This window comes from Nocardia implantans (assembly GCF_035544775.1).
GTDB lineage: Bacteria > Actinomycetota > Actinomycetes > Mycobacteriales > Mycobacteriaceae > Nocardia > Nocardia implantans.
The window spans coordinates 344,599-358,830 of the sequence record NZ_JAYKYQ010000010.1; the positions used below are offsets into that span (position 1 = coordinate 344,599).

16 protein-coding genes are annotated in these 14,232 nt (G+C 68.2%); 6 read left to right on the forward strand and 10 right to left on the reverse strand.

Annotated elements, in window-relative coordinates; genetic code table 11:
- Positions 1-116 precede the first annotated feature (116 nt).
- Positions 117-1,538, forward strand: coding sequence for a hydroxysqualene dehydroxylase HpnE (gene hpnE, locus U3653_RS24575; RefSeq protein WP_195082368.1), 1,422 nt, complete (start codon positions 117-119; stop codon positions 1,536-1,538).
- A gap of 55 nt (positions 1,539-1,593) precedes the next feature.
- Positions 1,594-2,532 (forward strand): DUF1206 domain-containing protein, encoded by a 939-nt coding sequence (locus tag U3653_RS24580; RefSeq protein WP_323124411.1) that lies wholly within the window; start codon positions 1,594-1,596, stop codon positions 2,530-2,532.
- Positions 2,533-2,653: 121 nt separating this feature from the next.
- Here U3653_RS24580 and U3653_RS24585 read toward each other — a convergent pair whose 3' ends face one another.
- The 3 genes from U3653_RS24585 to U3653_RS24595 all read right to left on the reverse strand — a co-directional run bounded on the left by U3653_RS24585 (position 2,654) and on the right by U3653_RS24595 (position 6,419).
- Positions 2,654-4,396, reverse strand: coding sequence for an FAD-dependent oxidoreductase (locus tag U3653_RS24585; protein WP_195082369.1), 1,743 nt, complete (start codon positions 4,394-4,396; stop codon positions 2,654-2,656).
- A gap of 47 nt (positions 4,397-4,443) precedes the next feature.
- Complete coding sequence (locus U3653_RS24590) at positions 4,444-5,901, reverse strand: flavin-containing monooxygenase (RefSeq protein ID WP_195082370.1); 1,458 nt, start codon at positions 5,899-5,901, stop codon at positions 4,444-4,446.
- 161 nt (positions 5,902-6,062) lie between these two features.
- Positions 6,063-6,419, reverse strand: coding sequence for a hypothetical protein (locus U3653_RS24595; RefSeq protein ID WP_195082371.1), 357 nt, complete (start codon positions 6,417-6,419; stop codon positions 6,063-6,065).
- 215 nt (positions 6,420-6,634) lie between these two features.
- On the opposite strand from U3653_RS24595, the gene U3653_RS24600 reads away from it, so the two are divergent.
- Positions 6,635-7,108 (forward strand): RICIN domain-containing protein, encoded by a 474-nt coding sequence (locus U3653_RS24600; RefSeq protein WP_195082372.1) that lies wholly within the window; start codon positions 6,635-6,637, stop codon positions 7,106-7,108.
- Positions 7,109-7,215: 107 nt separating this feature from the next.
- Here the strand turns inward: U3653_RS24600 and U3653_RS24605 are convergent, their stop codons facing one another.
- The 6 genes from U3653_RS24605 to U3653_RS24630 form a co-directional block, all read right to left on the reverse strand.
- Entirely contained in the window at positions 7,216-8,076 is an 861-nt protein-coding gene (locus U3653_RS24605; RefSeq protein ID WP_195082373.1) for a TIGR03619 family F420-dependent LLM class oxidoreductase, read from the reverse strand.
- A 231-nt stretch (positions 8,077-8,307) separates the two neighbouring features.
- A complete protein-coding gene (locus U3653_RS24610) occupies positions 8,308-8,670 on the reverse strand; it encodes a hypothetical protein (RefSeq protein WP_195082374.1) in 363 nt (120 codons plus the stop codon).
- A gap of 96 nt (positions 8,671-8,766) precedes the next feature.
- Complete coding sequence (locus tag U3653_RS24615) at positions 8,767-9,744, reverse strand: NAD-dependent epimerase/dehydratase family protein (RefSeq protein WP_195082375.1); 978 nt, start codon at positions 9,742-9,744, stop codon at positions 8,767-8,769.
- 39 nt (positions 9,745-9,783) lie between these two features.
- Positions 9,784-9,930, reverse strand: coding sequence for a hypothetical protein (locus U3653_RS24620; RefSeq protein WP_195082376.1), 147 nt, complete (start codon positions 9,928-9,930; stop codon positions 9,784-9,786).
- A gap of 203 nt (positions 9,931-10,133) precedes the next feature.
- Positions 10,134-10,808 (reverse strand): hypothetical protein, encoded by a 675-nt coding sequence (locus tag U3653_RS24625; RefSeq protein ID WP_195082377.1) that lies wholly within the window; start codon positions 10,806-10,808, stop codon positions 10,134-10,136.
- Positions 10,809-10,905: 97 nt separating this feature from the next.
- The gene (locus tag U3653_RS24630; protein WP_195082378.1) at positions 10,906-11,328 is read right to left on the reverse strand and encodes a VOC family protein; all 423 of its coding nucleotides are present in this window, start codon (positions 11,326-11,328) and stop codon (positions 10,906-10,908) included.
- Positions 11,329-11,420: 92 nt separating this feature from the next.
- Here U3653_RS24630 and U3653_RS24635 point away from each other — a divergent pair, with 92 nt between their 5' ends.
- From U3653_RS24635 to U3653_RS24645, 3 genes are all read left to right on the forward strand, one after another.
- Complete coding sequence (locus tag U3653_RS24635) at positions 11,421-12,395, forward strand: helix-turn-helix transcriptional regulator (protein ID WP_195082379.1); 975 nt, start codon at positions 11,421-11,423, stop codon at positions 12,393-12,395.
- A 48-nt stretch (positions 12,396-12,443) separates the two neighbouring features.
- A complete protein-coding gene (locus U3653_RS24640) occupies positions 12,444-12,620 on the forward strand; it encodes a hypothetical protein (RefSeq protein ID WP_195082380.1) in 177 nt (58 codons plus the stop codon).
- 343 nt (positions 12,621-12,963) lie between these two features.
- A complete protein-coding gene (locus tag U3653_RS24645) occupies positions 12,964-13,878 on the forward strand; it encodes a D-alanyl-D-alanine carboxypeptidase family protein (RefSeq protein WP_195082381.1) in 915 nt (304 codons plus the stop codon).
- A 54-nt stretch (positions 13,879-13,932) separates the two neighbouring features.
- Here U3653_RS24645 and U3653_RS24650 read toward each other — a convergent pair.
- Positions 13,933-14,232: MerR family transcriptional regulator (locus U3653_RS24650; RefSeq protein ID WP_324722475.1), on the reverse strand; the 300-nt coding region annotated here is incomplete at its 5' end.

Here is a 14,232-nt window from a genome sequence, read left to right on the forward strand (position 1 = left end):
GCACCGACGATAGCTGAAAGTAAACGGCGATTCTGGTTCATTCGCGAACATCGTCACCGGCGATTCGATCGGTGATATCGCGGCCGGGCGGCGGGGGTGCCGCGTACTATGAGAAAATGACTGAAGTAACGTATCAGTCTCTCCATGGTGATGGTTCGCGTACGCGCCGTATCGCGGTGGTGGGAGCAGGGTTGGCCGGGCTGGCCGCCGCGGTCTGGTTGGCCGAGCAGGGCCACCAGGTCAGCTTGCTGGAGAAGCGGGGGCGGCTGGGTGGCCGTACGTTCTCCTTCGACGTGCCCGGTGCCGAGGGCATGGTCGACAACGGTCAGCATCTGTTCGCCGGCTGTTACGACGCGCTGCTCGAGTACGTCGGCACCATCGGCACCGAGGAGCACCTGCACTGGGACGCACCGCCGTTCGCGATCAGGACCGGGCCGGATCGGCTGCTCACCGCACGTGGGCCACGCTGGTTGCCCGCCGTGCTGCGGAACACCGCCGGCCTGTCCTGGCTTGTGTGGCCGCCGATTCCGTGGCGAGAACGCCCCGCCGCCGTGCGGACCTGGCTGCGGATCGGTACCGCGGCGTGGAAACCGTCGCCGGATCTGGACACCATGACCGCCGACCGGTGGTTCCGCGAAATCGGCGTGCCGGAGTCGTTGCGAAAGCTGACGCTGGACCAACTCGTGATCGGCCTGCTGAACGAGAAGCCGGACCGCGTATCGGCTTTCACGTTCGCCCAGGCCCTGCACTTCATCGCCCGCCGCGCGCTGGCCGGAAATCTCCGCGCGGGCGACGCGGTATGGCCGCGGGTGAGCCTGCACGAACTGTTCGTCGCGCCGGCCGAACGCTTCCTGCGCGCACGCGGTGCGGAGATATCGACCGGTGCGCAGGTCGTCGACGTCGAGCTGGACGATGACCGGTTGACCGCCCTCCGGTTGGCGGATGGGCGGCGGATCGATTGCGACGCGGCGATCCTGACACTTCCACCGTGGTCGTTGACCACACTGCTGGACCGCGGCGTGCTCGCCGGACACGAATTCTTCGATCCCGTCCGCAAGATCGAGCCGGCGCCGATCTCCAGCGTGTACGTCTGGCTCGACCGCCCGCTGCGCATGGTGCGGCTGGCAGAGAACCTCAGGGACACCACCATCGAGTGGGTGTTCGACACCACCGGTATGCACGACGGCGACCATCGGGACGGGTACTGCTACTCGCTCGCGGTCAGCGCGTCCTGGGACGTCGTGCATCTGCGCAACGACGAGTTCGTTCGCAGGGCAACGGAATCGCTGCACCAGCACTATCCGGAGGCGCGCGCTGCGCAAGTTCTGCGCACCAAGGTGATCCACCAGCCGCAGGCCACGTTCTCCGCTCACCCCGGCTTCGAGTCGCTGCGGCTGAGTCAGAAAACGCCCATCGGCGGGCTTTTCCTCGCGGGCGATTGGACCCGCACCCAGCTTCCGTCCACGATGGAATCCGCGGCGGAGAGCGCTAAGCGAGCCGTCGACGCCGTCCGGGATTATCTCTCGCTCTCCCGGTGAGTTCGTGGTTATTCCACCCGCAGTGGGCAATACGGTCCATGGAGAGGTGAGAACCATGAGCATGTTCGGAAGTGCTGACAGATATCGATGGCGCCGCAACGGCGGAGTGCGGCGCAGTCGGTGGCGGACCGGTTACGGAAGCGGTTGGCGCAGCAGGTATGGCGGCCGGTGGCGACGGCACGACCGCAGGAGCGGCGGGTACGCGAGATCCGGCGGACTGTCGGGGGCCGCGCGCTTCGGCTTCATCGCACGCGGGATCGCGTACATCGTCATCGGCATTCTCGCGTTCATGCTGGCCGTCGGCGCCGCCCAACACGAGCCGACCGCGGGTGGGGCGCTCGCCACCCTCGCGGGCAAGCCGTTGGGGTATCTCCTGCTGTGGATTCTGGCCCTCGGGTTCGCCGCCCTCGCCGCCTGGCGGCTGACGCAGGCCGCCGCCGCGTCCGCAGCACGCTCGAACGGGCCGCGGTTGCGCGCTCTGGCGCTCGGAATCCTCTATGCCATCGCGTCTTTCGTCGTCTTCCGGTTCGTCGTCGACGGCCGGACGCCGCAGCCGAGCGACGCTCTCGCACGCGATGTGACCGCCCGGATCCTCGGCTGGGACGGCGGACAGGTGGTCGTACTGCTGCTCGGCTTGGCTGTTGTGGCCGCGGGCGTCCTGATCACCCTGCGCGGGATTCGTCTCGCCTTCGTCGACGACCTGCGCATGGGTTGGATGACGCACGCTTCGCGGGAGAGTGTGATCTGGCTGGGCCGGATCGGTTATCTGGCGCGCGGCGCGATCGTCGTCGGCATCGGACTCGCCGCGGTGGTGGCAGCCGCGAACTACGAGCCCGCCAGCGCCAAAGGGGTCGACGCCGTGCTGCACGATTTCGCCGGCAGTGTGTTGGGGCCGTGGCTGCTCATCGCGGTAGCCCTCGGACTGATGGCGTTCGGGATCCTGTCATTCCTCCAAGCGCGCTACCGGCGCACCTATGGCGGCGTCCCGGTCTGATCGCTGTACTCGTCCTCGCGATGGTCGTTGGTGTGCGCCGTTCGCGCTGTCCATCCCGGCGCACGTCGGCATCTGAGCGCTGGAACGGCGGGCCATGGGCATGGCCCGCCGTTTCCGCGAGTCAGCCGCGTGGGTCCGCGGTCGGCTCCGCTCGATCGGCGGGGCCTTTTATCTCGACGATCGGCAAGCGGAGCGCGGCAGGGGCGTCGGCCGGGACCACCGGGTTGCGCGGCGGCACGGGGGCGATGCGCCGGTAGGGCGCGCCGGGTTCCGGTCGCGGATCCGGCTCACCCTTGTTCGGCCAGAGCGCGGTGGCCCGCTCGGCCTGCGCCGTGATCGTGAGCGAAGGGTTCACCCCGAGATTGGCCGAGATGGTCGAGCCGTCGATGACGTGCAGTCCCTGGTAGCCGTGCATCCGATGGTAGGGATCGACGACTCCGGTCTCCGGGGAGTCGCCGATGACGCAGCCGCCGATGAAATGCCCGGTCATGGGGATGTCGAACAGGGCGCTCCAGCCCGCGCCCGGGATGCCGTCGATCTTCTCGGCAACCCGGTGGGCCACCTCGTGCCCGGCCGGGAGCCAGGTCGGATTCGGTTCGCCCACACCCTGTCTGGTGGTCATCTTGCGACCGAACAGACCGCGTTTGGTGTAGGTGGTGATGGAGTTGTCGACCGACTGCATCACCAGCAAGCCGATCATCTGCTCCGACCAGCCGCGCGGATTCTGCAGGTGGAAGGCGTCGCGTCCGAGCTTGCGCATGGTTCGCGCCCACAGCCGCAGCTTCGATGTGCGCCCGTCGGGGTCGATCATGGCGGTGCCGATGAGGCCGATGGCGTTGCTGCCCTTGCCGTAGCGCACGGGCTCGATATGGGTGTCGTCGTCCGGGTGGATGGAGGAGGTGATCGCCACCCCTTTGGTGAAGTCGGAGTCCTTGCGGCGGCTTCGTATCGAGAGCAGTTCCTCGGAGTTGGTGCGCGAGAGTTCGCCCAGACGCGGGGAGATGTCGGGCAGGGAACCGCGGTCGCGCAGCCGGTGCAACAGTCTCTGGGTGCCGAGCGCGGCCGCGGCGAAGACGACCTGCTCGGCGGTGAACTTCTTGCGCGCCTTGCGGACCCAGCGTCCGGTGCGGACGGTGGAGATCTCGTAGCCCCCGCCGGGCAGCGGGCGCACGTCGGTCACCGTGGTGAGCGGATGAACCGTGGCTCCGGCCAGCTCCGCGAGGTAGAGGTAGTTCTTGACCAGGGTGTTCTTGGCGTTGTGGCGGCAGCCGGTCATGCATTCGCCGCAGTGCGTGCAGGTGTTGCGGGCGGGGCCGACACCCCCGAAGAACGGGTCGGGCACATCCTGACCGGGCCGCGCGCCGTTGCCGCCGAACAGGACGCCGACAGGGGTGCTGCGGTAGCTGGCTCCGACGCCCATCTCCTGCGCGACCTCGGCCAGCACGCGGTCCGACGGCGTGGTCGCGGGATTGGCCGTCACGCCGAGCATCCGCTTGGCCTGGTCGTAGTGCGGGGCGAGCTCGTCCTTCCAGTCGGTGATGTGGGCCCACTGGCGGTCCCGGTAGAACTTGTCCGGCGGTTCGTAGAGGGTGTTCGCGTAGACCAGCGAGCCGCCGCCGACGCCGGCGCCCGCCATGATGAAGGTGTCCTTCAGCAGCGTCAGCCGCTGGATGCCGAAGCAACCCAGGGCCGGCGCCCACAGGTACTTGCGCGCGTCCCACGAGGTCTCGGCGAATTCGTCGTCGGCGAAACGTCTTCCCGCCTCCAGCACGCCGACCCGGTAACCCTTCTCGGTCAGCCGCAGCGCGGTCACACTGCCGCCGAAGCCGGAACCGACGACCACCACGTCGTAGTCGAACGTCATCTGATCTCCACCACTTGTCGAAGTTGTTGCCGCAGGGGAGGCGAGCGTCAACAGACGCGCCTCGAGTCGTAGTCCGCGAAGTCCACCTTGCGCGTGTGCCACCGGTAGCTGGTGACGGTGCCGGGCCAGTTGTTGGTGATCCGCCCGGCCGCGTTGCGGTACCAGCTCGAGCAGAAGTTCCACGGTGTGCGGTCGAGGCGCTGCTGCAACCTGCGATCGAACCGGGCCTCGACCTCGGGTCGCACTTCCAGCACGTGGCCGGGCCGCTCGGCGATGCGCGCGACGGCCTGCCGGATGTAGCGGGCCTGCGATTCGATCATGTAGACGATCGAACCGACGCCGAGGTTGGTGTTCGGGCCGTAGACGAGGAACAGGTTCGGGTAACCGGGCACCGTGATGCCCTGGTACGCGCGGGCGCCCTGCGACCATTCGTCGGCGAGCTTGCGCCCGCCGCGGCCGGAGATCCGCATCGGCCAGAGGAATTCGGTGCCCTTGAAGCCCGTGCCGTAGACGATCGCGTCCACCTCGTGCAGCACGCCGTCGGCGGTGCGCACGCCATCGGGGGTGATCTCGGTGATCGCGGTGGTCTCCACCGTCACGTTGGGCCGGGTGAGCGCGGGCAGGTAGTCGTTGGAGAACAGCGCCCGCTTGCAGCCGGCCGGATAGTCCGGGGTGAGCTTGGCGCGCAGCCGCGGGTCGGGGACCTGGCGCTCGAGATGCCGCAGGCCGATCCGCGTCACCAGTTTGCGGATGACCGGCACGTCGACGATCCCCAGCGCCAGGAACTCGCAGAACAGCCAGAACGCGAAGCGCTCGGTGAGGCGGGTGACCGGCAACAGCCGGAAGGCGCGATGATGCCAGGCTTTGTACTCGACGTCCGGCTTCGGCATGATCCACGCGGCCGAACGCTGGAACAGCGTCAGATGCGCCACCGAAGGCGCGATCGCGGGCACGAACTGCACCGCGCTGGCTCCGGTGCCGATGACCGCCACCCGTTTGCCGGTCAGGTCGGCGTCGTGATCCCACTCGGCGGAGTGGAAGGCCGTCCCGCGGAAGCTCTCCACACCGGGGATGTTCGGCAGCGCGGGCCGCGACAGCTGACCGACCGCGGAGATCAGCACATCGCAGGTCAGCTCGCCGCCGTCGGCGGTGCGCACGGTCCACCGTCCGGTGGCGTCGTCGAACTCCGCCTCGGTGACCTCGGTGCGGAAGCGGATCTTGGACAGCAGGTCGTGATCGCGGGCGATGCCGCGCAGGTAGGCGAGGATGTCGGGCTGCCGGGAGAACCGCTTGGGCCAGTCGGTGCGCGGCGCGTAGGAGTAGGAGTACAGCGGCGAGGGGATGTCGCAGCCCGCGCCGGGGTAGGTGTTCTCCCGCCAGACGCCGCCGACGTCCTCGGCCCGCTCCAGGATCGTGACATCGTGCAGGCCCGCCCGCTGGAGTTCCATCGCCATGCCGAGCCCCCCGAAACCGGTGCCGATGATGACGATCGAAGGTGTGCTCATGGTGACAACGCTATGACCCGGACAAAGACCGATGCCAAACACCTGAGGTCAGAAAATCCATACTTTCGGCCAAATCTTCGTTCACCAGCGGCGCGACTCCTCCGTCGGGCAGGGGCACCGCGCTCCGGCCGCAGCGGCCGGTAGGCCGGCGGCGTCTCGTCCTACCCGAAAGAACTCACGTTGTTCACCTGGTTCGCCTGCGTGTACCCGCTCCACACGTATTCACAGCTGAAACCGCCGGAATCATCCCAAGTGATCGGCGTCGACTCGGTGCCGACATTCGTGATCCACAAAATGTAGATCTCGTGTCCTGCCTCGTACTCCGAGCTGGTCTGCCCGGGGGCGAGAACGAACAGCGATTTGGGCTTGTTCCATTCCTGCCGGTACACCGAAACGTAGACGTCAGTGTCGTTGTACAGCTTGTACCAGCCGGGCGAGCTCTTCTGGGCGGGCGGTTGCTCGGTCAGCGAGGACAACGGCACGATCTTTTGCTTGGCACCCATGCCGGTATCGGTCATCGGTCGTCTCCCTTCAGGTCGTGCGCTCGGCAGGAATCGATCGCGTGCATCTCGTTCGCACGGTGCAGCATATGAATTCGCGGCCGGGCCTTCCCTCACCCCTTTCGGATGAATTACTTCCGCACCGAGGAGTGCGAACGGCAATCGGGATACAGCTGAGGGAATCCGCTCCGATGTGGCGCCGATTCTGCTGTACTGGCTGTCTGCGATTCGCCTTGGACGACGACTACGAGATCAGCGCAGCGTCACGGGCGGCGTCGAGCCCGGTAGCGGTGCGCTCACACAGTGAGGACGACACCATGGCCGAAAAGACTGCCACCACATACCAAATCATCAACTACGAGACCGGCCAGGCATTGGCGGTCGACGGCGACGCGGACAGCGTGACCATGCGCCAGCGTGCCGCCGACGACAACGCCCAGCTGTGGACCTGCCCGGCCAATCCCGAAGAGGGTGATTTCGACATCGTCAACACGAAAACCGGTGGCCACCTCGCGGCGATCCGTACGAATGGGCACCTGGTATGCGGCGACGAGCATTACGGCTGGGACATGCCGGATTTTCCGGAGATAACACCGATCGCGACCAGTGACGACGAATTCGTTATCGGGGTGGTTCTGAACAATCGACCCCAGTTGATGATCAACCAGGAAAGCGATCGGGAGAAGTGGATCTTCCGTAAGGTGTGATCCGCCCCAGGTTCGGGCGCTGTGACTCGACAGGGCGAATCGACCGGCGGGAGCGTCGCGCCGAGGCGGTCATGCCCCGGGCGGCCGCGACGGTCGCCCCATGACGACTACGTCGTCGCGAGACCGAATCGCTCGGCGAATGCCGACATCGTGTCGTGCTGCTCCGCGGCGCTCGCCGCGGTCGGGTTGACCACGATCCGGGTCACACCGTGTTCTTCGAGTCGGCCGACCTCCTCGACCGACAGATCGGCCGAGCCCCAGCGCGTGTACTCCAAGGCGGCCGGATCGCGCCCCGCTTCGGCGGCCGCCCTGCGTGCCGCCTCCATCTGCAGGTCACGCTCGGCCTCCGCCAGCATTCCGCCCGCGAAATAGCCGTTGCCGCGCAGTCCGGCGCGGCGGGCGGCAGCCCGGCTGGATCCGCCCACATGGATCGGAAGTTCCTTCACGTTCGACGGTTTCGGGTAACTGCACAGATCGTCGAAGTCGTAGAATTCGCCGTGATAGCCGACGCCGTCGGGGCCGCCCGACCACAGCAGTCGCAGCACGTCGATCGCCTCGTCGGCGCGGCGGCCGCGGGTGCGGAAGTCCACCCCCACCGCCCGCGCCTCTCCCGGCAGGGCGCCGATTCCGACGGTGAGCAGCCGCATGCGTCCCTTGGACAAGACATCGATGGTGGCCAGGCGTTTGGCGAGTACCACGGGGTGGCGGTACGGCAGCAACAGGACACCGGTGCCCAGCAGCAGTCGTCGCGTGGCCGCGGCGACGAAACTCAGGCAGTCGAGCGGGTCGAAGTAGGGCAGCGTCGCGGGCAGTTGTCCGGCGCCGTAGGACGCGCCCGGGTACAGGGCGATATGGTCCTGCACGTACAGTGCCTCGAAACCGCACTCTTCGGCATGCTGGGCGAACCTTGTGAGCCGATCGGGATCGGTCCCGTTGAACGGCGTGCTGTAGCTGATCGCGAATTTCACGGACATTCCTTCGTATGCGCGTCGGTGCGGACCCAGCGGGGAGAATCTCGGATGCCGAGCGGAGCCGGTGCGTGATCGCTGTCGCCGTACTCGCGACCTTCACCAGCACACCGGCATCGCAACGGTAAACCTTGTCGCCGACGTCAAGGCAAGTCCGAAGCGGTGGGCGATCCCGCTGCGCCCGTGGCGGTGTGGCGATCGGACCCGAAGCATCCGTCGCGCCTTCCCGACTCAGCTCAGGTATTGGTCGGCGGCCTTCGCGAGCTCGTCGAGCGCACGCAGTGTCTCCGACTCCGGCAGGGTCGGCAGGCCGAAGAGCAATCGCCGCGCTCCGGCCTCGGCGTAGCCGTCGATCAGGCCGGGATCCGGCGCGGCGAACGCGACCGTGACGGGTAGGTCCCGCCTTGTCTCGACCGGCCGTGCTCCATCATGTTCGACGAGGCCACGCCGGAGATGCTTGCCCTGCTGGAGGACGAACTGACCCGCATGTCCCGGCGCATCGACTGCCTGACACGCAATCGGGAGGCCATCGCCGACTATCTCGATGCCGTGCGCGCGCCCACACGAGTCGCGGACCGGCGCGGAAGGATTCACGCACGACCCGATGACCGAATCCGTGCGGGCGGGAGCGCGCGTCCGGGGCCCGTAACCACATGTCGCGCTCCGCACCGAGCGGATGGTACGCGGGGCTCAGCGGCTGGCGGCGAGTGCCGCGAGGGTTTCGGCGGAAGTGTGCGCCGGTTTCCAGCCGAGAAGCTGTTTCGCGCGGGTGGTGTCCATGACGACGGGAGTGCGGACGATGTGCAGCCACTCGAGGGTCGCGGGCACGAAAGGGAGATAGGTGAGGGCCGCCGAGGCGACCGTCGCGGCGGAGGCGGGGACGCGTACCGGCCTGCCGCCCAGCGCGGTCACCACCTCGGACAGGCTGAGCGTGCCGTCACCGGCGATGTTGTAGGCACCGGGCGGCGCGTCCGCGGTGGCGGCCAGCGCGATGGCCGCGGCCACGTCGTCGTGGTGGACGAGTTGCAGCGGGTGGCCCGGGTCGGGAACCAGCGGCTTGAACAGCGGATTGGCTCGGGCCAGCGCGCGCAGCGGGCCGGGGATCTTCGCCCACGGCAGATCGTGCAGGGCCGGAGCCTTCGGGCCGGCCACTATGCAGGGCCGCAGCACGAACACCTCGAGGTCGGAGCCCGCGGTGATCTCGGCGAGCGCGGCCTCGCAGACGGCCTTCTGCTGGGAGTAGTAGTGCTCTGTCGAGCCCTCGGGCGGCACGTCCTCGGTCAGGGGCGAGGGATTGCCGGGATGGTAGCCGTAGGCGGCGACCGAGGAGGTGTACACGAGCCTGCGGGGTCGGCCGGCGGCCACCGTCGCCGCGAAGACGTTGCGGGTGCCGGTGAGATTCACCCGCGCGCTGTCCTGCCGCGAGCCCATGATCACGAATGCCAGGTGGACCACCACGTCGGCGTCGGCGACCAGGGCGTCGACGGCGGCTCGGTCGAGGATGTCGCCGCGCCGGTACTCGGTCTTGGTCCAGCCGTGTGCGGCGGGTTCGAAGGGGCGGCGAGCCATGCCGACGATCCGGTCCACGGCCGGATCGTTCTCCAGTGCGGTGACGGCGGAGATGCCGATCTCGCCGGTCGGCCCGGTGACGGCGACAGTGATACCCATGCGGCCGGAATTCCCCGGCCGCCGTGGGCGAAACGGTGCTCAGTCGGGCGGTTCGACGGCGCCCGCCGCCTCGTCGACGTCCTCGTTCTCCGTAGTTTCACCGGCTTCGAGATCGAGGTCGTCAGGGTGGGAGGTATCGATCGGGTCGCCCAGTTCGGGTGCGTTCTTGTTTCCGGGTTCGGTCACGTTCCCGGCCTACCCACCGTCGTCGTTTTCACGCGCGGTGTGCGCCGCGTGTTCCCCGCGCCTCCGCTGGTTCCGTCGGGGCGGCCGGACAACCGATCGGCACGCCGCTGACCGGTTACACCGACGGCGCCAGCCCAGACTCAGGCCCGCGCCGGAATTCCGCACGGCTCATCGGGATCGCGGGATCCCCAGTCACCAGAACGTCAGCTCTCGCAGACGATTTCGCCGACCGCTGTCCGGGTTCGTGCGTAAGCGATGGCGTCTTCCGGGTAGGCCGATTCCGCGGCGCACTGCCGGAAGCGGTGGACGGCCTCGTCGAGGCGCGGCCCCGGCCCTCGGTCGGCGAGCAGGACGACGATCGCTTCGCGAGTCCGGATTCCCTGATCGGGTTGGTCAGACAGTTCGTCCAGGTAGCGATCGGTTTCCAGCAGTCGTAGCGCCCGGCGGGCGTAGGCGTGCACGCGGCGGGGAAGTTCGCTGCGGATGGTGTCGATATCGGATCGCAGCGCGTGGCTGCCGGGCAGGTCCGGGTCGACCCGCAGGGTCCATGGCGTGGTCAGCTCGTCGGCCAATGACCGGCTGTCGATCAGGCCGGGGCCGGTGGCCGACTCCAGCGGTATGGGGGGCAGGCCCAGCCGGGCGTCGCGCCAGGTGCAGTACTCCCACCACGCGATGGGGGTGGCCCGCAAGGTCAACCCGAAGCCGAGGACCTGTTGCCCGTCGATCCACGTGCGGGTGACACGGGTGCGCCCGACGGAGGCGACACCGCGCGCTTCGACTCGTGTCCAGGTGGGCTCGGTGCCGTGGAACCCGTACGGCTGTAGCAATTTTCCGGTTTCGCGCAGCAGGCGGCGCAGTGCCGTATCGGGGTTGACCATGCCCGGCAGATTAGCCACGACATCCGACACCACGGCAACTCCGCGCGGATGCGTGCCACGGGGGCGGCAGCGCCCGCCGCCCCGGTGACGCACCGCGCTACCCGTTGTATTCGCTGACGACGTCGAGGACCCACACGACACCGAAACGGTCACGCAGCATCCCGTAGGCGGGCGACCAGCCCGCCGGGCCCATCGGGACCACGATCGTCGCCCCCTCGGTCAGTTTGTCCCAATAGCCCGACACCTCTTCGACGGTCGCGCCGCGCACCGAGACGAAGAACGAGTTCTCGCCTCGGTCGTAGCCCATCCGCGCGGGCACGTCGTAGGCCATGACGCGGAAACCGTTGTCGGCCTCGACTTGTCCCCACATGATCCGGTCCGCCTCGGACGCGACCTGGACATTCCCGGCGTCTTCGTAAGTGACGGCGGCGAGGTGACCGCCGAAAACGGACCGATAGAACTCCAGCGCCGCGCGAGCGTCGCCGCGGAAGTTCAGGTGGGTGGTGGTTGCAAGGGACACAGTTGCTCCTGATTCGGCTCATCGGTTGACGGGAGCAACCCTCGCAGGAGTAGTGGCCAGGATGTGTCCGCTACTTCGGGCAGGATGCGAGGATGCCGAAAACTTCCGCTCGACTACTGGCGCTGCTGTCGCTGCTGCAAGCGCGCCGGGACTGGCCGGGAACGCTGTTGGCCGAACGACTGCAGGTCAGCCCGCGTACCGTGCGCCGGGATGTCGGCCGGCTGCGGGAACTCGGCTATGCCATCGTCACCACCAAGGGCCCGGACGGGGGATACCGGCTCGGCACGGGGACGCGTCTGCCTCCGCTGCTGTTCGACGACGAGCAGGCCGTCGCCCTCGCCGTCGCACTACAGATCGCCACCACCGCAGGGGCCGGTCTCGAAGAGGCAGCGGCGCGCGCCTTGCACACCGTCGGTCAGGTCATGCCCGCGCGGCTGCGTCACCGCATGGACACGCTGCGCATCACCGCCGTCGCACCGGCCGCGGCCGAGGTCGGCACAGAGGTCCTCACGGTGATCGCCGCCGCCGTCGCCGCCCGCGAAGTCTTGCGTTTCGACTACGCCGCCCCACCGGACGCCGCCGCGCGCCCGCCGCGCCGAGTGCAGCCGCATCACCTCGTCACCTGGGCGGGACGTTGGTATCTCGTGGCCTGGGACCTGGACCGGGACGACTGGCGGACGTTCCGAGCCGACCGGATCGCCCCGCGCACCCCCACCGGCCCCCGCTTCACTGCGCGCACACTCCCGGCCGGTGATGTGGCGACCTTCTTGACCGGCAAGTTCCGCGGCGCGGAGGGGACCGGCGACTGGCCGTGCCGTGGGGCGGTGATCCTGCACCGCCCCGCCGCCGACATCGCGCCCTTCCTCCATGACGGGGTGGTCGAGTCGCTCGGTCCCGACCGTTGCCGGGTCGTCCTCGGCTCGTGGTCATGGCTCGCGCTCGCCGGCAGTCTCGGCCGGTTCGACGCGGACATCGAAGTCATCGGGCCGCCCGAACTCACGGCCGCTTTCGCGCGCCTGGCGCGCCGCTACACCGACGCGGCGAACGGGACGCCCACGCGGAGATGACCGTGTATGGCTATTCCCCGGGCTGGTGAGGAGAATAGTCTGCTCTGTGTGGGCGTGCATATCGGTGATCGAGTGCGACTGGTTCCCGGCAGTCGGTGGGTGTTCCGCGTGCTGGAAGTCGTCGGTGCGTTCGCGCTCGTCGCCGCCGAACCCGACGACGACGGCGGCGAACCGTTCGGTGTGCTGACCGCGACCTTGATCCCGGTCGGCGAACAGCCGTGGTGACCGCCGGCCTGATTGCGCCGAATGCTCGAGACGGGTTCGTCGGTGGTGGGTACGGATCGGCCGGGCCGTCGTGGCGCTCGTCCATAGAAGCGAGGTTCGTGCCTGGCTGGAGACGGCGTCGCGCTAGGGGATGACCGAGCAGCTGGGGTTCGAGCGGGGAGTCTGACCGCCGATGCCGGATCTCGGCCAGAACGGCACGGCCGCGCCGCTGCTCGAGCGGCAGCATGCGGGAAACGTTCAGCTCGGTATTTGTAGTAGCCACGGGGATGCTGTGCAGCGAAGGGCGCGGTAACTCGTCGGTGAAATCCCATTGATCATCACATCTTCCCGGCACAATATGGCGATGTGGAAATTTGCTGAACTGTTGCGGATCGCTGTTGCCGGTGCGCTGGTCGTGATAGCCGGTCATAGCGTCGCGGCTGCCCCCGCGGCGAGCGACACCCATATCCAGTTGCCTTGGCTGACGTCCGGGCCGGAGGCGGTGCAGGCGTCGGGAGCAGCGCTGGCGGACGGAATCACCGGCACGGTGCTGTGGTCGCGACAGCCGAATGCCCCGGTTCCGATAGCCAGCATCACGAAGGTGATGACGGCACTGGTCGTGATCAACGCCGGCGACCTCGATCGGGCCATTACCGTGCCGCAGGAAGTCATCGCCTACGACGCCGAGTATGACGGAAGCAACGCGGGCCTGGTCCCCGGCGAGGTGCTCACGGCGCGACAGCTGCTGTACGCGATGATGCTGCCGTCGGGCTGCGACGCCGCCTATGCCCTTGCCGAGGCCTATGGGCCCGGCCAAGAAGGCTTCATCGCCAAAATGAACGACACCGCGCGTCAGATGGGCTTGGCGGGAACACATTTCACCGACCCCAGCGGCCTGCCCGCCCCCACCGACCACTCCACCCACTCCACCCCGGCGGACCTGGTGACCCTCGGGCTGCGCGCGATGAGCCTGCCGGTGTTCCGAGAGATCGTCAGCGCGCAGAGCTATCACGTGCCCGCGGGCCCGGACAACCGCGCGCACCTCTGGCAGACCACGAACTCGCTGCTACGCGACTATCCCGGCACCATCGGCATCAAGACCGGGTACACCGACGCCGCCGGAACGTGCCTGCTGTTCGAGACGGTCAGGGCAGGGATCCCGCTGATCGGTGTGGTCCTGCACAGCTCACCCGACAGCGACCGCGCCGCGAAGGACGACGCCGAACGCATGTTGAACTGGGCCTACAACCCGATCCTGAGCGCACTGCCGATCAGTTGAGCGGCAAGACGGTGTGGGCCGAACTGGGTGCCCGCTGCGGCGGCTGATCGGAGTTCAGCTGTCGTGGTCGGGCTCGGGCGGGTTTCGTCGGGTGAGTTCGGCGTTGAGTTCGCGGGCTTGGGTGAGTTGGTTTTCCAGGACGACGATCCGGCACGCCGCTTCCAGGGGTGTGCCGGCGTCGACGAGGGCGCGGACCCGCGCGGCGATGCGCAACTGGGAACGGGAGTAGCGGCGGTGCCCGCCGGGTGAGCGCTGCGGTGTCAGCAGTTCGGCGGCATCGAGGCCGCGGAGGAAGGCGGGGGTGACGCCGAGGATTTCCGCGGCCCTGCCCATGCTGTAGGCGGGGTAGTCCTC